21 protein-coding genes and 1 pseudogene are annotated in these 21,076 nt (G+C 70.6%); 11 read left to right on the top strand and 11 right to left on the bottom strand.

Annotation, left to right across the window (positions count from 1 at the left end; translation table 11 throughout):
* Window positions 1-12: 12 nt before the first annotated feature.
* Both ACQP2X_RS17120 and ACQP2X_RS17115 read right to left on the bottom strand, forming a co-directional pair.
* On the bottom strand, window positions 13-144 hold the full coding sequence (locus tag ACQP2X_RS17120) for a hypothetical protein (RefSeq protein WP_498698109.1): 132 nt from the start codon (window positions 142-144) through the stop codon (window positions 13-15).
* Between the two features lie 33 nt (window positions 145-177).
* Window positions 178-432, bottom strand: coding sequence for a hypothetical protein (locus tag ACQP2X_RS17115; protein WP_498698106.1), 255 nt, complete (start codon window positions 430-432; stop codon window positions 178-180).
* A 284-nt stretch (window positions 433-716) separates the two neighbouring features.
* Here ACQP2X_RS17115 and ACQP2X_RS17110 point away from each other — a divergent pair, with 284 nt between their 5' ends.
* Entirely contained in the window at window positions 717-1,607 is an 891-nt protein-coding gene (locus tag ACQP2X_RS17110) for a helix-turn-helix transcriptional regulator (protein WP_498698104.1), read from the top strand.
* On the opposite strand, the gene ACQP2X_RS17105 is transcribed toward ACQP2X_RS17110, so the two are convergent.
* Window positions 1,561-1,839, bottom strand: coding sequence for a hypothetical protein (locus tag ACQP2X_RS17105; protein ID WP_498698103.1), 279 nt, complete (start codon window positions 1,837-1,839; stop codon window positions 1,561-1,563). The genes ACQP2X_RS17110 and ACQP2X_RS17105 overlap by 47 nt on opposite strands.
* 83 nt (window positions 1,840-1,922) lie before the next feature.
* Here ACQP2X_RS17105 and ACQP2X_RS17100 point away from each other — a divergent pair, with 83 nt between their 5' ends.
* Complete coding sequence (locus tag ACQP2X_RS17100) at window positions 1,923-2,339, top strand: PRC-barrel domain-containing protein (protein WP_498698101.1); 417 nt, start codon at window positions 1,923-1,925, stop codon at window positions 2,337-2,339.
* Window positions 2,340-2,363: 24 nt separating this feature from the next.
* On the opposite strand, the gene ACQP2X_RS17095 is transcribed toward ACQP2X_RS17100, so the two are convergent.
* On the bottom strand, window positions 2,364-2,873 hold the full coding sequence (locus ACQP2X_RS17095) for a GNAT family N-acetyltransferase (protein WP_498698099.1): 510 nt from the start codon (window positions 2,871-2,873) through the stop codon (window positions 2,364-2,366).
* 112 nt (window positions 2,874-2,985) lie between these two features.
* On the opposite strand from ACQP2X_RS17095, the gene ACQP2X_RS17090 reads away from it, so the two are divergent.
* The 3 genes from ACQP2X_RS17090 (at window position 2,986) to ACQP2X_RS17080 (ending at window position 7,359) form a co-directional block, all read left to right on the top strand.
* A complete protein-coding gene (locus tag ACQP2X_RS17090; RefSeq protein WP_498698097.1) occupies window positions 2,986-3,753 on the top strand; it encodes a 3-hydroxybutyrate dehydrogenase in 768 nt (255 codons plus the stop codon).
* Window positions 3,754-3,755: 2 nt separating this feature from the next.
* On the top strand, window positions 3,756-5,888 hold the full coding sequence (locus ACQP2X_RS17085; RefSeq protein WP_498698096.1) for a helix-turn-helix domain-containing protein: 2,133 nt from the start codon (window positions 3,756-3,758) through the stop codon (window positions 5,886-5,888).
* Window positions 5,889-6,003: 115 nt separating this feature from the next.
* On the top strand, window positions 6,004-7,359 hold the full coding sequence (locus ACQP2X_RS17080) for an MFS transporter (RefSeq protein ID WP_498698094.1): 1,356 nt from the start codon (window positions 6,004-6,006) through the stop codon (window positions 7,357-7,359).
* A gap of 61 nt (window positions 7,360-7,420) precedes the next feature.
* Here ACQP2X_RS17080 and ACQP2X_RS17075 read toward each other — a convergent pair whose 3' ends face one another.
* Together ACQP2X_RS17075 and ACQP2X_RS17070 are read right to left on the bottom strand one after the other, a co-directional pair.
* Window positions 7,421-8,164 (bottom strand): response regulator transcription factor, encoded by a 744-nt coding sequence (locus ACQP2X_RS17075; RefSeq protein WP_498698092.1) that lies wholly within the window; start codon window positions 8,162-8,164, stop codon window positions 7,421-7,423.
* Window positions 8,161-9,267: a sensor histidine kinase gene (locus ACQP2X_RS17070; RefSeq protein ID WP_498698091.1), complete on the bottom strand. Its 1,107-nt coding sequence runs from the start codon at window positions 9,265-9,267 to the stop codon at window positions 8,161-8,163. The genes ACQP2X_RS17075 and ACQP2X_RS17070 overlap by 4 nt, the downstream gene beginning before the upstream one ends.
* A gap of 100 nt (window positions 9,268-9,367) precedes the next feature.
* Between ACQP2X_RS17070 and ACQP2X_RS17065 the strand changes: the two genes are divergently transcribed.
* Window positions 9,368-10,093, top strand: a complete 726-nt coding sequence (locus ACQP2X_RS17065; RefSeq protein ID WP_498698089.1) for an ABC transporter ATP-binding protein — start codon at window positions 9,368-9,370, stop codon at window positions 10,091-10,093.
* Complete coding sequence (locus ACQP2X_RS17060; RefSeq protein ID WP_498698087.1) at window positions 10,090-12,369, top strand: ABC transporter permease; 2,280 nt, start codon at window positions 10,090-10,092, stop codon at window positions 12,367-12,369. The genes ACQP2X_RS17065 and ACQP2X_RS17060 overlap by 4 nt, the downstream gene beginning before the upstream one ends.
* Before the next feature lie 45 nt (window positions 12,370-12,414).
* Here ACQP2X_RS17060 and ACQP2X_RS17055 read toward each other — a convergent pair whose 3' ends face one another.
* The 3 genes from ACQP2X_RS17055 to ACQP2X_RS17045 all read right to left on the bottom strand — a co-directional run bounded on the left by ACQP2X_RS17055 (window position 12,415) and on the right by ACQP2X_RS17045 (window position 15,237).
* Complete coding sequence (locus ACQP2X_RS17055; RefSeq protein ID WP_498698085.1) at window positions 12,415-13,155, bottom strand: sulfite exporter TauE/SafE family protein; 741 nt, start codon at window positions 13,153-13,155, stop codon at window positions 12,415-12,417.
* Between the two features lie 98 nt (window positions 13,156-13,253).
* Window positions 13,254-13,988, bottom strand: a complete 735-nt coding sequence (locus ACQP2X_RS17050) for an endonuclease/exonuclease/phosphatase family protein (protein WP_498698083.1) — start codon at window positions 13,986-13,988, stop codon at window positions 13,254-13,256.
* Between the two features lie 334 nt (window positions 13,989-14,322).
* On the bottom strand, window positions 14,323-15,237 hold the full coding sequence (locus ACQP2X_RS17045; RefSeq protein ID WP_498698081.1) for an AEC family transporter: 915 nt from the start codon (window positions 15,235-15,237) through the stop codon (window positions 14,323-14,325).
* A gap of 176 nt (window positions 15,238-15,413) precedes the next feature.
* On the opposite strand from ACQP2X_RS17045, the gene ACQP2X_RS17040 reads away from it, so the two are divergent.
* Both ACQP2X_RS17040 and ACQP2X_RS17035 read left to right on the top strand, forming a co-directional pair.
* Window positions 15,414-16,964, top strand: a complete 1,551-nt coding sequence (locus ACQP2X_RS17040; protein ID WP_498698079.1) for a pectate lyase family protein — start codon at window positions 15,414-15,416, stop codon at window positions 16,962-16,964.
* A gap of 111 nt (window positions 16,965-17,075) precedes the next feature.
* Window positions 17,076-18,296, top strand: coding sequence for a prolyl oligopeptidase family serine peptidase (locus ACQP2X_RS17035; protein ID WP_498698078.1), 1,221 nt, complete (start codon window positions 17,076-17,078; stop codon window positions 18,294-18,296).
* On the opposite strand, the gene ACQP2X_RS17030 is transcribed toward ACQP2X_RS17035, so the two are convergent.
* On the bottom strand, window positions 18,210-18,776 hold the full coding sequence (locus ACQP2X_RS17030; RefSeq protein ID WP_498698077.1) for a helix-turn-helix domain-containing protein: 567 nt from the start codon (window positions 18,774-18,776) through the stop codon (window positions 18,210-18,212). The two genes, ACQP2X_RS17035 and ACQP2X_RS17030, sit on opposite strands and share 87 nt — an antisense overlap.
* A gap of 50 nt (window positions 18,777-18,826) precedes the next feature.
* Between ACQP2X_RS17030 and yidC the strand changes: the two are divergent.
* Both yidC and ACQP2X_RS17020 read left to right on the top strand, forming a co-directional pair.
* Window positions 18,827-19,582, top strand: a pseudogene (gene yidC, locus ACQP2X_RS17025) (membrane protein insertase YidC); the annotation flags it as partial.
* A 38-nt stretch (window positions 19,583-19,620) separates the two neighbouring features.
* Window positions 19,621-20,370, top strand: coding sequence for an alpha/beta hydrolase fold domain-containing protein (locus ACQP2X_RS17020; protein WP_498698076.1), 750 nt, complete (start codon window positions 19,621-19,623; stop codon window positions 20,368-20,370).
* Here the strand turns inward: ACQP2X_RS17020 and ACQP2X_RS17015 are convergent.
* Complete coding sequence (locus ACQP2X_RS17015; RefSeq protein ID WP_498698075.1) at window positions 20,357-21,013, bottom strand: hypothetical protein; 657 nt, start codon at window positions 21,011-21,013, stop codon at window positions 20,357-20,359. The genes ACQP2X_RS17020 and ACQP2X_RS17015 overlap by 14 nt on opposite strands.
* Window positions 21,014-21,076: the final 63 nt, after the last annotated feature.

Genomic DNA, 21,076 nt, shown 5'->3' with positions numbered 1-21,076 from the left:
TCTTCTCCCTGATTACCGTGGTAGCAGCCGCAGAGTCGGCGTGCCGGCTCCGGTCACGCTGCCGACGATCGCCGGCCGCACCGAACTGACCTGAAGTTCCTCGGCGCCGCCGATCCGGCCGAGCTCGTCGTCGTTCCATGTCATGCCCGAACCTCCTCGCCTCGATCAAACCCCGGATCAGGTGTGCCGGGGAGTCACTGGCATTACCTCCCTCGCCGCGCCGGGCACCCTCAGCAGCCCGGCCGTGGCCACGGCGATGATGACGCCGCCGGCCAGGAAGACGCCGCCGTAGCCGAGCGGTGGGACGGCGCCGAGGCCGATGAGGGGGCCGGCCGCGATGGCGCCGAGCCGGCGCGTGTTGGCGTACAGCCCGGTGGCCAGGCCCGGACGGGGAACCAGGTCCTGGAAGAGGGTAAGCCCGACCCCGGCCACGACGGCGAATCGGGCGCAGGTAGTCGCGGCGCCGGTCCGCGTACGCCGGCACCAGCAGCGACGCGGCGAATCCGCCCGCGTTGTAGACGGCCAGGGCCCAGCCGACCTCGCCCGGCCCCGCGTCGAAGACCGCGACCAGCAGCAACGCCAGCGCCGGGTTCAAGAACGCGAACTGAAGTCCCCACAGCAACGCCGGCACACCGACACGCTAGGGGCGCCCGGGCCGGCGAGGGAGGTAGCGTCAGAACCTCCCAGTGCCGCGCCGGGCGACGTAGCGTCGGGGCATGGACCACCGCAGTGAGATCAAGGACTTCCTCACCACGCGCCGCGCCCGCATCACGCCCGAGCAGGCCGGATTGCCGTCCTACGGGACCAGCCGACGGGTGCCCGGGCTGCGCCGCGAGGAAGCCGCGATGCTCGCCGGGGTCAGCGTCGACTACTACACGCGGCTCGAGCGGGGCAACCTCTCCGGCGTGTCCGAGAGCGTCCTCGAGTCCCTCGCGCGGGCCTTCCGCCTCGACGACGCCGAGCGCGACCACCTCTACGACCTCGCGCGGCAGGCCAACAAGAGCGCCCGCCCGGCCCGGCGCCGCACCACACGGCAGCTTCGCCCCGGGGTTCAGCAGCTTTTAGATGCCATGACCGGGGCTCCGGCGTACGTCCGTAACGGCCGCCTGGACATCCTGGGCGCCAACGACCTGGCGCGGGCCGTCTTCGCGCCGGTCTTCGAAGGGCCGCCCAACCTGGCCCGCTTCATCTACCTCGATCCGGCCGCGCGGCGGTTCTACCGTGACTGGGAACAGCTGGCCGAGGACGTGGTGGCTCTGCTGCGCGGCGAGGCCGGCCGTAACCCGTACGACAAAGGCCTGACCGACCTGATCGGCGAGCTCTCCACCCGCAGCGACCAGTTCCGCACCTGGTGGGCCGCGCACGACGTGCGGCAGCACCGCACCGGCGTCAAACGGCTGCACCATCCGCTGGTGGGTGACCTCGACCTGTCGTACGAGTCGATGCAGTTGACCGCCGACCAGGGCTTGCAGTTGAACGCCTACAGCGCCGAGCCGAACTCACCGCACCAGGACGCCCTCAACCTGATCGCCAGTTGGGCCGCCACCGCTCGCCAGCCCGTCAACCCCGCCGCCGCAGCAGCAGAACGCCCTCCACGATCAGTGTGAGGACGGTCAGCGCGGCCGCCGCTCCGAGCCCGAGCAGGGAGGTCGCGCCGACCCAGGCGGCGACCTCCGAGGTGGGGCCGAACCCGTCGGCCCATTGCTGCACGCCGCCGCCCTCTTCCCCGCCCGCGCTGAACGCGTCGACCAGGCCGAAGATCAGCCCGGCCACGCAGACGAGCCCGGCCAGCGGCCCGAAGTAGAGGCGGAACTCGCGGGTGCTGAACCGCCACGACACGCCCAGAGCGCGGTGATCAGTACTGGCAGGGTCGGTTCCGGTGGCAGGTGTGCGGCGTCGAGGGTAGTGGGTAAGGGAAAGTGATGGGAGAACCTGTTGGCACGCTGACGCCGCTGAGTGAGAGCGATCAAGCCGTGGCCGACCCCGCGCAGGACGTGCGGGGCCGCAAGGTCGTCGACAGTGACGGCGAGCAGGTGGGGACGGTGGCCGACCTGCTGGTGGACATCGAGGCGGGCGCGGTCCGTTTCCTGTGCGTCGAGCACGGCGGCGTGCTGGGCATAGGCGCGTCGTCGTCGTTCGTCCCGGTGGAGGCGGTCCGCCGGATCACCGATGAGGCCGTCGAGGTGGCCTCGGACCGCGACCGGATAGCCGGCGCCCCGAGATACGACCCGGACCTGGTCGACCAGCACGACTACTACGAGCAGGTGTACGGCCATTACGGCTACCCGCCGTTCTGGGCGCCCGGATACATGTATCCGGGTTTCCCGCTGGGCCGTTAGACCCGCCGACCGGCCGGCGCGCGGTCACGGGGCGGATCCCCTGGCCCGAACCATCCGGATCGAGGGCACGCCACTCTCGCGCCGGGCCGCGCCGTCGGCGGCGAAGCCGTGCTTGCGGTAGAAGGCCTGCGCGCGCGGATTGGGGTCGGCCACCCAGAGCGCGGCCGGCCCGGCCGGGTCGAGGACGGCGTCCAGCAGCGCTCGGCCGGCGCCGGTGCCGTGGTGGTCGGCCAGCACGTAGAGCACGTACAACTGCTGTTCCCACGTCGCGTCGGGGTCGAGCGGCGGCCCCGACATGGCGATGCCGATCAGATGGCCGTCACACTCGGCGACGGCCACGCGGTTGCCCCGGAAGCGCTCGTCGGTGAGCGCGGCGGTCCAGAATCCTTCCCGGGCGGCCGGCAGATCCGGGTCGTCGAGGGCTGCGTCCGGCATGAGCCCGCGATAGGTCTCCTGCCAGGAGCGGACGTTGACACGGGCCATCCGGGCCGCGTCCCCGGGCCGGGCGGGGCGAACGTTCGGCGAAGCGCCCACGGCGACATCGTAGAAGGGTCGCCCACCTGTGCCTCCTCTCCACAAAAAGGCTGCCGACTATGTGCGGATCGACCATGGGGCCGGGGAGAGCGGGATGGGTAGGTTCGAACCCATGACGACGACTGGGGTGGTCGGGCTCGACCTTCAAGGGCGTACCGCGATGGTCACCGGTGGCGGCAGCGGGATCGGGCGGGCCTGCGCTCTTCGTCTGGCGTCCGCCGGGGCGTACGTCCTGGTCGTCGATCTTGATCGTGTGGCCGCGGAGAAGGTGGCGGCCGAGATCAACGGGGAGCCCATAGCCGTCGATCTGGCCGAGCCGGGTGTGGTCGACGGGCTGCGGGCGGAGGTGGACGTGCTGGTCAACAACGCGGGCCTGCAGCATGTGGCGCCGTTGCCCGATTTCCCGCCGGAGCGGTTCGCGTATCTGCAGACGGTGATGGTGGAGGCGCCGTTCCGGCTGGTGAGGCGGGTGCTGCCGCACATGTACGACCGGGGTTGGGGCCGCGTCGTGAACATCTCGTCGGTGCACGGGTTGATCGCGTCGCCGTTCAAGGCCGCGTACGTCACGGCGAAGCACGCCCTGGAGGGCCTGTCGAAGACGGTAGCGCTGGAGGGCGCCACCCACGGCGTCACGTCGAATTGTGTGAACCCGGCCTTCGTCCGCACCCCGCTGGTCGACAAGCAGATCGCCGACCAGGCCGAACAGCACGGCATCGCGGAGGACGAGGTGATCGCCAAGGTGATGCTCGACCGCGCCGCGATCAAGAGGCTGGTCGAGCCGGACGAGGTCGCGGAGACGGTGGCGTTCCTCTGCACCCCCGCCGCCGACATGATCACGGGCGCGTCGATCCCGCTCGACGGCGGCTGGACCGCGCACTGAGCATGCTGGACTTCTTCGACCTGCTGGCCCGGGAGGCCGCCCCCGCCGAGTTCGAGCAGCCCATCCTCGCAGCGCGGGCCGCCGGTGCCTCCGCGTCGGAGATCGCCGACTTGGAGCAGGCCAAACTTCAAGCGCTTCGTGTACGGGCGATGCTCGAGCGCCGCCGCCGTCGCGAGGAGGAGCTTTCCGCCTTGTACGACACGGCGAGCGACCTGGCCGGCCTGCGCGACCTGGACGCGGTCCTGAGGGCGATCGTCCACCGTGCACGAACCCTCCTGAACGCCGACGTCTCGTACATGACCCTGAACGACACGACCCGCGGCGACACGTACATGCGCATCACCGACGGCTCGGTCGCCGCCAGTTTCCAGAGCTTGCGCCTGGCCCCCGGCGCCGGCCTGGGCGGTTTGGTGGCCTTGCGAGGCACCCCGTACGTGACGGCGAACTACGCGAGCGACGCCCGTTTCGAACACACCTCCGACATCGACAAGGGCGTAGGCGACGAGGGCCTGGTAGCCATCCTGGGCGTACCCCTGAAGCTGGGCGCCGAGGTCATAGGCGTCCTGTTCGCCGCGAACCGAACCGAGCGCCCGTTCGCCCGCGAGGAGGTGGCCCTGCTGGTCTCGTTGGCCGCCCACGCCGCGGTAGCCATCGACGCCGCCCGCCTCCTGACGGAGACCCGCACCGCCTTGGCCGACTTGTCCACCGCCAACGAGGCGGTAGAGCGAGCCGCCGCAGCCCACGACCGCCTGACAACCCTGGTCCTCCGCGGCGGCGGCGTAGAGGACGTAGCCCACGACTTGGTAGACGTCCTGGACGGCACCCTCCTGGTCTTCGACGCGACCGGCCGCCGCCTGGCCGCCGCCGGCCCTCTCACACCACCCGCTTCCTCACCGCCTTCCGTCGTGCCCTCTTCCGTCGTGCCCTCTTCCGTCGTGCCGCCTTCCGTCGCGCCCCCTTCCGTCGTGGCCCCTTCCGTCGTGGCCCCTTCCGTCGTGGCCCCTTCCGTCGTGCGGCCTTCTGTCGTGCCGCCCTCTCCTGCGCCGCAACTCCCTGCGCCGCAACTCCCTGGGCCGCTCTCGCTGGGATCGTTGGATCCCTCGCTGGTGGCGGAGGCCGTCGCGGCGTCACGCGCCGAGGGCCGAAGCGTCCAGCGCGGCTCCCTGTATGTCGCAGCCGTGGTCGCCGGCACCGACGACCTGGGCGCCTTGGTCTTTCAGCCGGCACACCCCCTGTCCGAGGCCGACCAGCGAACCTTGGAGCGCGCCGCACAGATCACCGCACTGCTGCTCCTGTTCCGCCGAACGGTCGCCGAGGCCGAGGCCCAGGTCCGCGACGAACTGCTGGACGACCTCATCAGCCATCCCTCCCGCGACCCGGCCGCCCTGCACTCACGGGCCGCCCGCCTGGGCGTGAACTTGGACGCTCCCCACGTAGTCGTCGTAGCCGATGGCACCCAGATCACCTCCTGGTCCCGCTCGTTCGCCGCGGCCCGCGGCGGCCTGTCCATGACCCGCGAGGGCCGAACAACATTGCTGCTCCCCGGCACCGACCCCGCCCACGCCGCACGAACAGTGGCCAAGGAAGCCCACCGCGAACTCGGCCGCCCAGTAACCGCCGGCGCCGCCGGCCCAGTAGCCGCCGGCCCAGTCACCCTACGTGCCCCCGGCCCCACCACCGCCGACCACGGCGCCGGCCGTGCTGGCTCTGGCATCGCTGGCGCTGACGCCGAGCCCGTCACCGTCGCGTCGGCTCACCGCGAAGCCGAGCGATGCGCCCGCGCGCTGGCCGCGCTCGGCCGCACCGGCGCGGGCGCGAGCGCCGCCGAACTCGGCTACGTCGGCCTGCTGCTCGGCGAGGGCCAGAGACAGGACGTCCAAGGCTTCGTGACGAGCACCCTCGGCCCGGTGATCGCCTACGACGACAAGCGCGGCACGGCGCTGATGCAGACCCTGGAGGCCTACTTCGCAGCCGGCGGCGGCCTGGCCCGCGCCGCCGAGGAACTGCACGTCCACGTGAACACCGTCAGTCAGAGACTCGACCGCGTCACGCAGCTGCTCGGCGCCGGCTGGCAGGAGCCGGACCGTTCCCTCGACCTGCGCCTGGCCCTCCGCCTGCACCGGCTGAGCATGTAGGACGGCACCACAGCGGCCCCGAAGGCTATGGGTGCCGCAGCCATGGGATCCCGACCGGTCCGCGGCATATCGTCACCTGACGATGTGGCCCCGATCACAGTCAGGAGTGGCCCTCATGCCGACGCTCACCGCCCCTCGAACGCCTTTGGTGAAGGTGGTCTTCGCCAGCCTGGTCGGCACCGCCGTGGAGTGGTACGACTTCTTCCTGTACGGCTCCGCCGCCGCCCTGGTCTTCGGCACGCTGTTCTTCCCTTCCTCCGATCCGGCCACCGCGACACTCCTCGCGTTCGGCACATACGCGCTCGGTTTCGTCGCCCGCCCGCTAGGCGGCATCGTCTTCGGCCATTTCGGTGACCGGGTGGGCCGCAAGAAGATGCTGGTCGTCTCCCTGATGACGATGGGCTTAGCGACGATCGCGATCGGCTTGTTGCCGACGTACGCCACGATCGGCGTGGCCGCCCCCATACTGCTGCTCGTATGTCGTCTCGCGCAGGGTTTCGCGGTCGGGGGTGAGTGGGGCGGCGCGGTGCTGATGGCCGCCGAGCACGGCGACGACAGGCGCCGCGGTCTGTGGACGTCCTGGCCGCAGGCAGGCGTGGCCCTCGGCAACATGCTGGCCACGGGCGTGCTCTGGGTGCTCGCCGCGGTGCAGTCCGATGAGGCGTTCAACGCTTGGGGCTGGCGCATTCCGTTCCTCCTCAGTGCCGTGCTGGTTCTGGTCGGTCTCTGGGTGCGGTTGTCCGTCGAGGAGTCGCCGCTGTTCCAATCGGCTCGCGAGCGCCTCACCGAGCGGCACCAGCCGCTGATCGAGGTGGTGCGCCGCTACCCGCGCGAGGTGCTGGTCGCGATGGGCATGCGCCTGGCCGAGAACATCTCCTATTACCTGTTCACGGTCATCTCCATCACCTTCCTCACGACGTACGCCGGCGAGAAGTCGGACCGGGACATGATCCTGAGCGCCCTCCTGATCGGCTCGGTCGTGCAGTTCGTGGTGATCCCCGTGATCGGCGCGTTCTCCGACCGGGTAGGCCGGCGCCCGCTCTACCTCGTGGGCGCGGTCGGCGTCGCGGTGTGGTCGTTCTTCTTCTTCGACCTGGTCGGCAGCCGCTCCGAAGGTCTGATCACGCTCGCGGTGGTCGTCGGGCTGGTGCTGCACGCCCTGATGTACGCGCCGCAGGCCGCGTTCTTCTCGGAGCTCTTCGGCACGTCGGTCCGCTACACGGGCGCCTCGGTCGGCTATCAGCTCGCCTCGATCTTCGCCGGCGCGCTGGCCCCGATCATCGCCGTACGCCTGCTCGGCGACACCGACAACCCGAACACCACCGCCGTGGCCGTCTACATGACGATCGCCTCCGTCCTCACTGTCATCTCCGTCCTGGTCACTCGCGAGACCGCTCGCTCCTCACTGAGCCACGACCGCGTCGCCTCCTCACCCGCCGACTCGCCGAACAGCGCCCCCGCCGTCAAGTAGGGGCCAGGCAGCACCGTCAGGGCCGCGACAATCTCGCCGACGCGGGTGGTCGCGGCCCGCGTCATTCGTCCAGCACACCGGCCGCCGGCCTCCCCTCGCGGTGTCGAGAGGCAACCACCAGCCCCGACTCATAAGCCGCGATGACCAACTGGGCACGGTCCCGCGCATGCAGCTTCGCCAGTAGCCGGGTGATGTGTGTCTTCACCGTGGCCGCACCGAGCCGAAGGCGGTCAGCGATCTCGGCGTTGGACATGCCACCCGCGATCAACAACAGCACGTCACGCTCCCGATCGGTGACATGGTCAAGCCCGGCAACCGGCTGGTCGGGCTCGACTCCAGGACCCCCGGCCGCGTACCGCGCGATCAAGCTGCGCGTGATCGCCGAAGCGGGCAGCGCGTCCCCCGCCGCCACCGCACGGATCGCGGCGATCAGGTCGTTCGGCGCCACATCCTTGAGCAGGAACCCACTCGCCCCCGCCCGGAGAGCCGTGAAGACGTACACATCGAAGTCGAACGTCGTCAGTATCAGCACCCGAGTGCGCGGCGTCCGCGGATCGCCGCTGATCATCCGGGTGGCCTGAATGCCGTCGACCTCCGGCATCCGAATGTCCATCAATACGACGTCGGGTTGCTCCCGCCGAGCCAGTTCCACCGCTTCCGCACCGTTGCCGGCCTCCCCCACCACCTCCAGCCCGGGCGTCAGCTCGATCAGCAGCCGAAAGCTCGCCCGCAAGAGTTCCTGATCGTCGGCGATCAACACCCGCACCGCTGTGACGGCGTCGCCGTCGAGTTCCTCGGCGTTCACCGTGAACCTCCGTACCGAAGAGTGGCGACCACCTCGAAGCCGCCGGCTTTGCGCGGGCCAGCGGTGAAGCTGCCTCCGTACGCGGCAACCCGCTCGCGCATGCCGGCCAACCCCATCCCGTCCCCGGCCGGTGCGGGCCGCCGAGTGCCGTCATCGGCCACCTCGATCCGAAGCTGGCCATCGGACCCGGCAACGTCCACCCGGCACTTCGCCGGAGCTGCATGCTTCACGACGTTCGTGAGTGACTCCTGCACGATCCGATAGGCGGCAAGCACCACACCCTCCGGCGCGTCCTCTCCACCCCGCACGGCCAAACTGACTACCACCCCGGCCGAAGCGGCCCTGTCGGCCAGATGAGACAGGTCACCGAGCACGGGAGGCGCGGCGAACTCGGGCTCGGTCCGCAACTCGCCGACCGACCGGCGGAGCTCCTCGAGGGCCTGCTTGCTGGTCGCCTCGATCACCGCCAGTGCCGCCGGCAGCTCCTCGGGCCGCTGCTGGGCCACGTGGTTGGCGATGGACGCCTTGACCGCGATGAGGCTCAAGCTGTGTCCGACGATGTCGTGCATCTCGCGCGCGATGCGCAGCCGTTCCGCGGAGACCGCCCGCTCGGTCGCTCGCGCCACGGCCAGCTCCGCCTGGCGGCGACGCTCACGCAGCGTCCAGCCGAGCGCCCAGCTCGCCGCACAGATCAGCGCCGCGAACGCCGTCCCGGCCAGGCCCGGCCCGTCCGCCGAGATGTCGGCCACCACCGTGCCGATCAGCAGGACCGCGGTCGCCACCGACGCGGTGATGATGCTCCGGCGGCCCCCGACATACACACCGAGGGCGAAAAGCATGACGGCCATGGCGAACAGAGGGCCGGTGGAGGCGAAATCAGGAACGATGCCGAACGCCAGCGCGCCGCCCGCGGCCACGCCCACGACGAGCGTGCCGCCGACCGGCCAGCGCTGGTTGACCAGCAGCGGAACGCTGAGCAGGGTCGCGGTGAGAAAGGTCAGCCAGGGCGGCTCGTGGTAGCTGCCGTCCTCGGCGGCCGCGTACAAGCAGATCAGCCAGGCGGCTGCTGCGAGCGCGACATCCATCAATCGGCGAAGAATCACGCGACCGACATTATCGACCGCTGACGCCGCTGGCGTCAGACCACGGGTTGACAGACCTCGGTCTGACGACAACGCCGCCCCGGTCCCCGATCGTCATCGCATGACAGTCTTCCTGCGCGAGCTACGCAAGACTTATGAGGCCACGGCGGGGACCGTGACGGCGCTCGACGGCGTGACGGTCGGGTTCGAGAGATCTACTTTCACCGCCATCATGGGCCCCTCCGGGTCCGGCAAGTCCACTCTGCTGCATTGCGCCGCCGGCCTCGAGCAGTCCACGTCGGGCACGGTCACCATCGACGGCACGGTGCTGGGCGAGCTCGGCGGCAACGCGCTCACCCGGTTCCGCCGCGACCGCGTCGGCTTCGTCTTCCAAGACTTCAACCTCGTCTCCTCACTGACCGCCGCTCAGAACGTCGCGCTCCCGGTGCGACTGGCGGGCCGCCGGGTCAATGCCGCCGCGGTGAGAGCGGCGCTGGACGGGGTCGGCCTGGCCGACCGGGCGGAGCATCGTCCCAGCGAGCTGTCGGGTGGCCAGCAGCAGCGGGTCGCCATCGCCCGGGCGCTGTTCGCCCAGCCGGCCGTCGTGTTCGCCGACGAGCCGACCGGCGCCCTCGACAAGGCGACCTCCCACCAGATCCTGACCTTGATGAGACGCATGGTCGACGAGCATCAGCGCACGATCGTGCTCGTCACCCACGACCCGGTGGCCGCCGCGGTCGCCGATCGTGTCGTGCTCCTGGTCGACGGCCGGGTGACCGACGATCTGACCGGAGCCGACGCGGCCACTGTCGCCGACCGCATGACCGCGATGGAGCGGTCGTGGTGACCCGCGCCCCAGCCCGCCGGGGCCGGTCAGGCGGCTCCTCCGTCGGCCTGGGCGGCGATCGGAGGGGCACTTTCCTCGCGGTCCTGCTCGGCACGACGATCGTCACCACGTTCCTGCTGCTGCTGACGTCAGGGCAGCCACGGGTTCCCGATCGCCTGGCCGGCTACGCCGTGCTGGTCACCAGCCCAGCGGCCGACAACCGGCCCGACGAGTTCGCCGAACCGGTCCCCTGGTCCGCCTCGACCACGCAGTCCCTGGTGGAGCGGCTCCGCTCCGTGCCCGGCGTCGACGAGGTGGCCGTCGACCGCCGCTTCTATGCCCAGCCGGTGCTCGACGGCCGGCCGGTCGCCGACAGCACGGCCGGACACGCGTGGCTCGGCAAGAGCCCGCCGAAGCCGGGAGAAGTGATCGCCGACAAGGCGCTCGATGTTGCTGTCGGCGACCCGCTCACCGTGCTGACCGCCACCGGGCCGCAGACCTTGCGGGTCAGCGGCCATACCAGCTGGCGTGGCGTCTATTTCTCCGAGCAGGACGCGTCTCGACTGGGTCCCGGCGTGCGGGCCATCGGGGTGTCCGGCGCCGCCTCGGCCGAGGCCGTACGAGCCGTGGTCGGCACGGCGGGTGTCGTGTCGACCGGTGACGCTCGGGGCATCGCCGAGCCGCGTTCCGACGCCCGCACCCGGTGGATAGGCATGCAGGTTCTGACCGCGACCACCGCGCTGGCCGGGTTCGCCTGCGTCTTTCTCATAGCGTCGACCTCGGCGTACGCGGTCGATCAGCGCCGCCGCGAGATCGGCCTGCTCCGCGCGGTCGGCGCGACCCCGCGCCAGGTCCGATCGATGCTGCACCGGTCGGCGCTCCTGTTGGGCGTCCGCGCCGCGCCGGTCGGCGTCCTTCTCGGTGGGCTCGCCTCGATCGTTCTGGCCAGGTTCCTGGTGAGCGCGGGGCTCGAGCCACACGGGTACGCCGTGCGCTGGCAACCGTGGGTGCTGGCGGCGGCATTGGCCGCAGGGCCACTGATCTCCCTGACGGGTGCGGCCATGGCCGCGCGGCGGGCGGCCCGGATCAGCCCGATCGAGGCCCTGCGGGTGGCGGCGGTGGAGCCCCGGGCGATGGGCCGCGGCCGATGGATCACCGGGCTGACCGCGGCCGCCGCCGCGGTGGGAGCGGGAATCGCTGCCGCAAGCGCCGATGGCATGCAGGACGTGGGCACGTACGCGCTGCTCGGTGCCATGGCTCTGGTCGCGGCGGCGGCGCTGCTCGCACCGGCGGTCGTCCCCGCGCTGATCCGCCTCCTCCTCGGTCCGTGGACCGGGATCACGGCCGTGCTCGCCAGAGAAAGCGCCCGCGTGGCCGTACGCCGGACCGCTTCCACCGCCGCGCCCGTCTTGTTCACCGTGGCGTTCGCCGTCTTCGTCACGGGCACGGTCCAGACGTCCACCGCGGCTTGGGAAACCCGCCGGGCCAATACCGTGGCCACCGACACCGTGCTTGTGCCGGACGGAACTCCCGGCCTACCGGACAGCACTGCGGCTCGAGCCCCGCTGGACACGACGGTCTACCTCCAGCAGAAGAAGGCAGTGGCGGTGAGCGGGGCCGATACGGTCGCCGAGGGCACCGCGCTGGTGTCCGCGGAGGCCGCCGGCCGCTACGGGTCTTCCGTGTCGCTCACGTTCGCCGACGGTGAGCGCGAGACGCTACGCGTGGCCGGAACAGCACCGCCGGGCCCGCTCACCGCTGACCTCGTCCTGAGCCGGGACACCGTGCGGAAACACGATCCTTCGGCGTTGGCTCCCGGCGCCTATCCGGTGCCACCGGGGCCCGTCCCGGCCGGGGCCAAGGCGGCCAGTCCGGGTGAGCTCGCCCGTCAAGCCGACGCCGAGGACGACAGGCTCATCCGTGTGTTCACCATGTTGCTGCTCGCTGTCTCCGCCGGGGCCGGTGCCCTCGCGGTGGCCAACACCCTGCTGATGACGGCTCGCCGCCGAGGAGCAGACCATCGGGTGCTGCGGCTCGCGGGCGCCTCACGCGGTCAGGTGCTCGGTGCCGTCACCTTGGAAACGGTTCTGGTCGTCGCCATCGGCTCACTGCTCGGAGGCGCCGCCGGCCTGATCGCCATCGCCGGGTCCGCCCGCTCGCTCGGCGCTCAGATTGGCGACAATGTGGCCATTTCGGTCTCCTGGCCGGCGGTGGTCGCCTCCATAGCCTGCTGTCTGGCCCTTGCCCTGGCGGCCGCCTTGTGGAGACCGGCGGTGACCTCCACCAGAGGAGGCTGAGCCCTCATCTACTAGGCAGCTCAAAAGTGCCGGGCGGCAGGGGTCTCAGGCGTCGAGCCAGAGTGAAACGGCCAAGCCCAGGGCGGCCAGGGCGATGGTCACCCGCAACGGGCGCTCCGGCAGGCGGCGGACCAGGACAGGGCCGAGGCGGCTGCCCACCAGACAGCCGGCGGCGAGCAGTGCGGCCGCGGTCCAGTGGACCGGTGCGATCAGGGCGTAGAGGGCGGCGGCGACGAGATTGGATGCGCCCAAGACGATGCTTTTGACGGCGTTCGTGACGGGAAGGGGTTCGGCCACGGCCAGCGACATGGCGGCCAGCAGGAGGACGCCGGCGGCGGCGCCGAAATATCCGCCGTAGATGGCGATGAAGAAGATGCTGAAGCCGAGCGGCGGGCGGAAGCCGGGCTTCGCGTACCAGACCCGCAGCGGGTCGCGGAGCAGCAGCGTGATGCCGCCGAGGGCGACGAGGAAGGGGACGATGCGCTCGAATGCCGAAGCCGGAGTGCTGAGCAGCAGCACCGCGCCGACGGCGCCGCCGGCCGCGGCTACCCCGCACTGGCGGAGCAGGCGACCGCCCTGGCCGCGCAGTTCGTGGCGGGAGCCGGCAGCGGAGCCGGCGGCGCTCGACAGCAGAGCCACGGTGTTCGTCACGTTGGCCGCCACGGGTGGAATGCCGACGCCGAGCAGCACCGGGTAGCTGACGAGCGAGGCCAGTCCCGCCATCGAACCGGTCAGCCCCGAGCCGACCCCGCCGGCCACCAACAACGCAGCATGATCAACATCCACGTGGAGCAACGGTATCGCGCCGCGAGGTCGATCCCGGCAGCAGCGCGGTCAATTCCACACGGCCGGCGCGAGCACCGAAAGGGGTGGGCGGAGCTGAGTCAGGAACGGGTGTCCGGTGGGGCGGTGGTGTCGAGGTCGGCGAGTACGGCGCGGTGGTCGCTGCCCGGGGCTCTCACGACCCACGAGCGGCGGGTGGTCATGCCTTGCTGGAGGAGGTGGTCGGGGCGTACGACCGGGAAGGTGTCGGGCCATGTGAAGCCGAAGCCGGCGCCGGCGTCCTCTTGGGTGTCTCGAAGCGGGGACAGGGCGGCGAAGCGGCGGTCTGTCGTTGCGGTGTTGAGGTCTCCGGCCAGGATCAGGCGAGGGCTGGGGTCGGCGTGTACGGCGGCGGCCAACGCCTCCAGGGTGCGGTCCCGGTTGGCGGTCATGTCGGCGCGGGCCGAGGCCAAGTGGGCGGCGTAAACGCGGACGGGGCCGTTCGGGGTGGTCACCGTCGTGGCCAGGGCCCTGGTCCAGCCGATGCGGATGTCGACGGGGGTGGTGTCCGATAGCGGGAGGCGACTGAAGACCGCCACGGTGCCGGCGGCGGCTCGGTGAGGGTAGGTGGCGTTCAAGGCCTTGGTCACGGCCTTCCGGTCGGCGGTAGTGATCTCCTCCAGGACGATCACGTCGGGGGCCGCCTCCAGGAGGGGAGCCAGCGCCGTCTCCGGAGCGGCGGTGCCGAGGTTGAGGGAGGCCACGCGCAAGTCGTGCGGGCCCGCGGTCGCCCGGTCGGTCAGGGTGGGGGCGAACATCACCGCCCAGACCAGGGCCGGGATCGCCGTCGCTGCCACAGACCAACGCCGCCGAGCCAGAGCGGCCACAGACCAACGCCGCCGGGTCAGAGCGGCCACAGACCAACGCCGCTGAGTCGGACTGGCCACGGACCAACGCCGCCGGGTCAGGGCGGCTGCGGCTATCAGCAGCGCGATTGGTGCGGCTGACCATGGCAGGGCGCTGTCCACCAGCGCTCCCGGTGCGCCGGGGATCGCCTTGTGGGCCACCAGCACGATGCTGAGGGTCAGGGCTGCGCCGGCCACTGCGGCGCTGGCGACTCGCCTGTGCTGGTGGGCGGGGCCGGCGGCGGTCATCGGCCCACGATAGCGATGATCAAGGGGGCCTCACGCCTCACCACACGGAGTTCGTGATCGTCAGGGCCACCAGGACGGGTACGCACAGGAGGGAGGACAGGAAGACCGCGTCCCGGGCCAGCGGTACCGCGGCGGTGAAGGACTGGGCGTACAAGAAGACGTTCTGGGCTGTCGGCAACGCGGCCAGCACCGTCACGGCGTAGGTCTCGGACGGCGACAGGCGCAGGGCCAGGGCCAGCAGGTACGCGAACAAGGGCATCAGCACCGCCTTGAGCGCCACCGCCGCGATCGTCGGCACGCGGTCGGGGCCGGGGGCCAGCACCCGGGCGCCGGACAGGGACATGCCGAAGGCGATCAGCACCACCGGGACGGCGGCCTGGCCGATGGCCGCTATCGGGTCGGTCAGCACCGACGGTAGGCGCACGCCGGTCACCGCCACCACGACGCCCAGGACCACCGCCACGCTCAGTGGGCTTCGCAGCGGTGCCGTCAGTGATGTGCGCCAGGAACTGTCGCCCGTGGTCACCAACTGGAGCAGGGTCAGCGCCACCGGCGTGATGATCAGCAACTGGAGCATGATGATGGGGACGACCAGGGCGGCGTCATGCAGGACGTACGCCGCGATGGGAATGCCTATGTAGCCGGCGTTCGTATATCCGGCGGCCAGGGCGCCCACGATGCGCGTCCCGGGGTCGCGGTGGCGGGTGATCAGCGCGTGGATCGCGAAGCAGCCGGCCGCCGCCAGTGCCGAGACCAGCAGCGGCTCCGAGAACAGGACCCGCGGGTTCGAGGCCGACGCACTGGTGAAGAGCAGGCACGGGGACAGGACCGTGTACGCCAGGCGGCCCGCGACGGGGACCGTCGACGCGGGGAGCCCGCCCCAGCGGCCGGCCACCCAGCCGACCAGAACGATCACGGCGATGACCGCCAAACCGGAGAGCGCCGAGATCACGGGTCGACGGTAAGCGGGAAATTGCAAACACTGCAAACGCTTGCCGTAAGCATCGACCAGTTTCTATTCTCGGCATCAGCAGCAAGGTAAGCGCTTTCCTGCATACGAATCCTGCACGGCGTGGGAGACGGCATCGGTTCGTAGCAGCGCCCGAAAGGTATGCGAGGAGGAGCGACATGCGAGTACGAACAGCTACGGCCCTGGTCGCCGGGGCCACCAGCGCCCTGATCGCCGGGGTCCTGGTGGCGCCGCAGGCGGAGGCGGCCGCGGTCGGCACGGCGACGGGCTACGCCAGTGTCAACGGCGGCACCACCGGCGGCAACGGTGGCGCCACCGTCCGGGCCACCACCGGCACCCAGATCCACCAGGCACTGTGCAGCCGCGCCAGCAGCAGCACGCCGATCACGATCGAGGTGCAGGGCACGATCAACCACGGCAACACGACCAAGGTCTCCGGCGACAGCTGCAACACCGCGGCCGACAAGATCGAGCTCAAGGAGATCAGCAACGTCACGATCATCGGGGTGGGCAGCGGGGCCGTCTTCGACCAGCTCGGCATCCACATCCGGGACTCGAGCAACATCATCATCCAGAACGTCACCGTGCGGAACGTCAAGAAGTCGGGCTCGCCCACCTCGAACGGCGGCGACGCCATCGGCATGGAGAGCACCGTCCGCAACGTCTGGGTCGACCACGTCACCCTCGAGGCCAGCGGCGGCGAGTCCGAGGGCTTCGACGGCCTGTTCGACATGAAGGACGACACCGAGTACGTCACCTTGTCGTACAGCATCCTGCGCAACTCGGGCCGGGGCGGGCTCATCGGGTCGAGCGAGAGCGACACCGGCAACAGCTTCATCACGTTCCACCACAACCGGTACGAGAACATCGATTCCCGTACGCCTCTGCTGCGCGGCGGCGTCGCCCACATCTACAACAACTACTACTTCAGCCTGAACGAGTCCGGCATCAACAGCCGCGCCGGCGCCAAGGCCAAGGTGGAGAACAACTACTTCGAGGACTCGAAGGACGTGCTCGGCACCTTCTACACCGACGCCGCCGGATATTGGCAGGTCGCCGGCAACATCCTCGACAACGTGACCTGGTCGAGCCCGGGCGGCGACACCAACCCGGCCGGCCCCAACCTGACCTCCACGACCACCGTCTCCGTCCCGTACAGCTACCGCCTGGACAACGCCTCGTGCGTGCCCGACGTCGTCCGCCAGACCGCCGGCGCCAACACCGGCATCCGCACCTCGACCGGCAGCTGCTCCACGACGAACCCGACGACACCACCGGCCACGACGCCGCCCGCCACGACACCGCCGGCCACGACGCCGCCCGCCACGACGCCTCCGCCGAGCGGCACCAACCTCAGCATCGGCGCCGGCTCCGACGGCTCCAGCAAGGCGAGCGGCACCAGCTACGGCGACGTCCGCGACGGCAACCTGACCACGTACTGGTCGCCCAGCGGCTCGACCGGCTCCATCTCGATCAAGTGGGGCTCGGCCACCTCCGTCTCGCGGGTCGTCATCCGCGAGCACTCCGGGGCCACCGGCGCGATCGGCGCCTGGCGGGTCCTCAACGGCGACACCGGCGCCGTCCTCAAGACCGGCTCCGGCGCCGGCACGATCACCTTCTCGGCGACCTCGCTGAAGAAGGTCACCTTCGAGATCACCGGCGCGAGCGCGACACCGCGCGTCGCCGAGTTCGAGACGTACGCCTCCTGAGAGCGAGAGGGGCCGGAAGGCCCCTCTCACCGGGAGACAGTCGTTGCCACAAGATTTCGGGCGCGATACGTTGTGATGACTATCGATATTTGCGCGAGGGAGTTCCTGCCCATGCCCCTCAGTCGTCGCACAGTCCTGGCCGCCGGCGCGGGTGCCGCAGCCGGCCTCACGCTTCCCGCCGCCACAGCACAGGCCGGATCGAAAACCGTCAAGTTCACCCTCAACGCCGTCACCCTCGACGGCGGCGAGCAGGTCGTCAGCCTCACCCTGGACACCCGCCGGCTCGGACCGATCTCCCGGAGCAGCCTGACCCCGGGCACGTTCAGCGTGCACGTCAAGGCCACCAGCCCGATCCCCGTCACCCCCGACCCCGGCTACGACCTCGACCGCGCGGTGACCGCGGCCCGCCTCGACCGCAACGGCAACATCGTCCTGGAGCTGAGCTACGCCGAGGGCCAGCCCGGCGGCGGCACGCTCGGCTACATCTTCAGCAAGGGCCGCAACGTCCAGCTGAACCTGACGTACACGATCACGCAGAACGCCCCATTTGTCGCCCATGGACGCGCGGTCACCCTCGACAGGTTCGTCCAGGGAAGGCTCTCGAACCCCGAGGTCGACGCCTACAGCTACCACGAGTCGGCGTCGAAGATGAAGTACCGCCTGTACAGCCCGCACAAAAAGGGCAAGCGCCCTCTGATCGTCTGGCTGCACGGCGGCGGCGAGGGCGCCTCACTGCCCGACAACTACTACGACAACGAGACCACCCTGCGGGCCAACCGCGGCGCCCTCGGCTTCTCCACCCCCGAGGCCCAGAAGATCTTCAACGGCGCGTACGTCGTGGCGCCGCAGAGCTTCTCCGCATGGATGCAGGACGGGCCCCGTTTCGCCCCGCTCATCCGCGAGATCGTCGACGAGGTGGCCCGGCGGCACGACGTCGACCGCGACCGCGTCCACGTCGTCGGGTGCAGCAACGGCGGCTACATGAGCATGAAGATGACCACGGTCTACCCGGACGTCTTCGCCTCGTCGGTGCCGATCTGCGGCGTCGTCGCCGGCAATCCGCCGCTCATCCCCGACGCCGAGCTGGCCGCCATCACCACACCGACCTGGCTGGTCACCTCGCTCGACGACAACACCGTCGATCCGGTCGCCAACACCGTGCACGCGCACGACCTCATCCCGCGGTCACGGGCCACCCTCTACGACAACGTGATCTGGAACGGACATCAGTTCCCCGGTCACTGGTCATGGATCTACGTGGCCCGCAACGACCCGAGCATCAACGGCCTGCACATCTGGCAGTGGATGGCCCGGCAGCACCGCCGCGACTAGGGCGGCACACTCGTCGTCGGTGGCCGGACGGCCGTACATCTGCTCCCACATCACGATGCCGGAGTAGGCGAGATGGGCCGCCATCTCGCCCGCTCCGGCCCGGGCGGCCGCGGCCCGGAACGGCGCGAAGCTGCGGGCCACGATGTCGTCGAGCTCGGCCACCCTCAACCGGACCGCCTCGGCCAGCACCCGGCCCTCCGGCCCCACCGAGGTGTCACGCACTCGGCGGACGAGGGAAAGAAGATCGTCGTCGGCGAAGGCCGCGAGCAACGGCTCGACGACCGCGGCCAGCAGGTCGGCCTTGGTCGGCCACCGCCGGTAGATCGTCGTGCGGTTGACCTCGGCCGCGCGGGCGACCCCGTCGATGGTCATGCCCGCGAAGCCGTGCGCCGCCATCTCGGACACGACCGCCGCCCGGACCCGCTCGACGACCTGCGTGCCGCGGGTCCCGCCGCGCACGCCAGCGGTCCGTCGGTCCACCCCGCCCCCTTATGGCATCACCGTGTTGCCTTAAGTTAGCATCGTCGCCCATGAGCCTCGACGGGGTCTACTACGTCATCTCCTGGATCCTGCTGCGCTGGCAGGACCTCTGGAGCGCCGTCGGCGTGCCCGACGGCCTGGTGCTGGGCACCAACTGGACCTGGATCCTGGCCATCGTCTTCCTCGTGGTCACGCTGCGGGCCGTGCTGTTCCCCGTCTTCGTCAAGCAGATCAAGTCGCAGCGGGCCATCCAGGCGCTGGCGCCGAAGATCAAAGAGCTGCAGGAGCAGCACAAGGACGAGCCACAGAAGCTCCAGGCCGCCATGATGGAGCTCTACCGCGCCGAGAAGGCCAACCCGCTGATGGGCTGCCTTCCGATGCTCGTGCAGATCCCCGTCTTCCTCGGCCTCTTCCACGTGCTGCGGCGCCTGACGCCGGACAATCTCGGGACCACGCGGTACGGCTGGACGGCCGACCAGTTCTACGATGCCAGCCACGCCGCGCTGTTCACCGCGCCGCTCTCGTCCCACTTCAACGGCGGCGACACCACGGTCAAGCTGGTCGCCGGCATCCTCGTCGTGACCATGATGCTGACGACGTACCTGACCAGCCGTCAGATGATCCTCAAGACCGGCTGGGCCGAGGACCCACAGCAGAAGATGATTCAACGGCTCATGCTGTACGGCATCCCGCTGTCCCTGCTGGTCTCGGGCGTCCTGTTCCCCATCGGCGTGGTCATCTACTGGGTCACCAACAACCTGTTCACGCTGGCCCAGCAGCAGTGGGTGCTCCGCAAGTTCCCGCCGCTGGTCACCAAGCCCGCCGCCCCCGCTCCGGCCGAGTCATGACGAGCCACCTCGATCTCGAGTTCACGCCCGGCCGGCGCCTCGACCTGCACCTCCCGGAGGGCGCCGAGCAGCCGCCGGTCGTCGTCTATCTGCACGGCGGCGCCTGGCGCGTGGGCTCCCGCCAGGACAACCCGGCCCGGCAGAGATCGCTCACCCGTCACGGTTTCGCCGTGGCGTCGGTCGACTATCGGCTCAGCGGCGACGCGAAATATCCCGCGCAGCTGCACGACGTGACGGCCGCGGTCACCTGGATCAAGGACAACGGCGATCGGTACGGCGTCGACGGCAGCCGCCTCGCGGTGTGGGGCGCGTCGGCCGGCGCGCACCTGGCCGCCGCGGTCGCCCTGACCTCACCCGTCCCCCGCGCCGCCGTCCTGTGGTTCCCCACCACCGACCTGGTGCGGGCCGCCCCGCGGGGCCCCGTCGAGCCGCGGTACATGCCCAGCCCCGAGGGCGACCTGCTGGGCCTGAAGAGCCCCCTGGACGATGTCGGGGCGGCCCGGGCCGCGAGCCCGCGCTGGCTCGTCCACCCGGACGCCCCACCGTTCCTGATCATGCACGGCGACCGGGACCGCCTGGTCCCGCCGGCCCAGTCCACGGTCCTGCACGACGCCCTGGTCGACGTGGGCGCCGCCTCGACCCTGGTCCTGCTCGGTGGCGCCGCCCACGAGGACCCGGCCTTCGACACCCCGGGCACCGTCGGCATGGTCGCCGGCTTCCTGACCGCCGCGCTCAGCTCAGACTGATCCGATGCGCGGGCTCGTCCCACAGGGAGTCCTGCGGAAACAGCACCGCCTCGGCCTTCGTCCCGGTTGGCACGGTCCACACCCGGATCACCCGGGCCGTCATACCCGGGTTGTACGGTCCCACCGGGAAGTCCTCGGCCCGCTGCAGGTTGGCGGCGATCGTCTCGTCGAGTCCCGAGAAGGCGTACTCCCCGCGATCGGTCACGAGATGCCCGAACTCCTCGGTGCCGGTCGCGGGCGTACGCCCGACGTTCTTCAGAGTCGCGTCCATGCGGCAGAACTCCCAGCCACTGGCCGGCCGCGCGTCGATGCGCTCCGGCGGCACGTCGTCGCTGGACCAGTCCCCGCTCACGTAGTCCGGGTTGTCCGCCGCATCCGGAAAAATCGTGATGCCGCACGTCACGCCGGCCACCGTCACCGCCCAGTCCACCGCCGGTGTGTCGTCACTGAACCGCTCCTGATAGCGAAACGCCACCCCCACCCGCTGCGGCGCCAGCTCCGCGTCATCAGCTTCATCGGCGGCCGCCATCCCCGCCGTGGCCTCCGCCGACGCCCACGGCGCCACCTCGTCGCCGGGCCCACCGCAGCCACCCGCGAGCACCGCTGAAGCCATCACTCCCACCAACGCGAGCGTCGGCGTCAAAGGCACAAATTTCCCCATTCGCCGACGCTAAGCCCGACTCGCCGGCGGCCCGGCCCGAACGCC

It is taken from the genome of Actinoplanes sp. CA-131856, from assembly GCF_050956135.1.
Lineage (GTDB): Bacteria > Actinomycetota > Actinomycetes > Mycobacteriales > Micromonosporaceae > Actinoplanes.
The sequence above is the reverse complement of the archived record's forward strand: the minus strand, read 5'-3'. Positions and strand labels throughout refer to the sequence as shown.

Bases quoted from the DNA above. Each gene is read 5' to 3' on its own strand.
- ACQP2X_RS17120 (WP_498698109.1), bottom strand. From the start codon at position 144: ATGACATGGAACGACGACGAGCTCGGCCGGATCGGCGGCGCCGAGGAA.
- ACQP2X_RS17110 (WP_498698104.1), top strand. From the start codon at position 717: ATGGACCACCGCAGTGAGATCAAGGACTTCCTCACCACGCGCCGCGCC.
- ACQP2X_RS17100 (WP_498698101.1), top strand. From the start codon at position 1,923: ATGGGAGAACCTGTTGGCACGCTGACGCCGCTGAGTGAGAGCGATCAA.
- ACQP2X_RS17090 (WP_498698097.1), top strand. From the start codon at position 2,986: ATGACGACGACTGGGGTGGTCGGGCTCGACCTTCAAGGGCGTACCGCG.
- ACQP2X_RS17085 (WP_498698096.1), top strand. From the start codon at position 3,756: ATGCTGGACTTCTTCGACCTGCTGGCCCGGGAGGCCGCCCCCGCCGAG.
- ACQP2X_RS17080 (WP_498698094.1), top strand. From the start codon at position 6,004: ATGCCGACGCTCACCGCCCCTCGAACGCCTTTGGTGAAGGTGGTCTTC.
- ACQP2X_RS17065 (WP_498698089.1), top strand. From the start codon at position 9,368: ATGACAGTCTTCCTGCGCGAGCTACGCAAGACTTATGAGGCCACGGCG.
- ACQP2X_RS17040 (WP_498698079.1), top strand. From the start codon at position 15,414: ATGCGAGTACGAACAGCTACGGCCCTGGTCGCCGGGGCCACCAGCGCC.
- ACQP2X_RS17035 (WP_498698078.1), top strand. From the start codon at position 17,076: ATGCCCCTCAGTCGTCGCACAGTCCTGGCCGCCGGCGCGGGTGCCGCA.
- ACQP2X_RS17020 (WP_498698076.1), top strand. From the start codon at position 19,621: ATGACGAGCCACCTCGATCTCGAGTTCACGCCCGGCCGGCGCCTCGAC.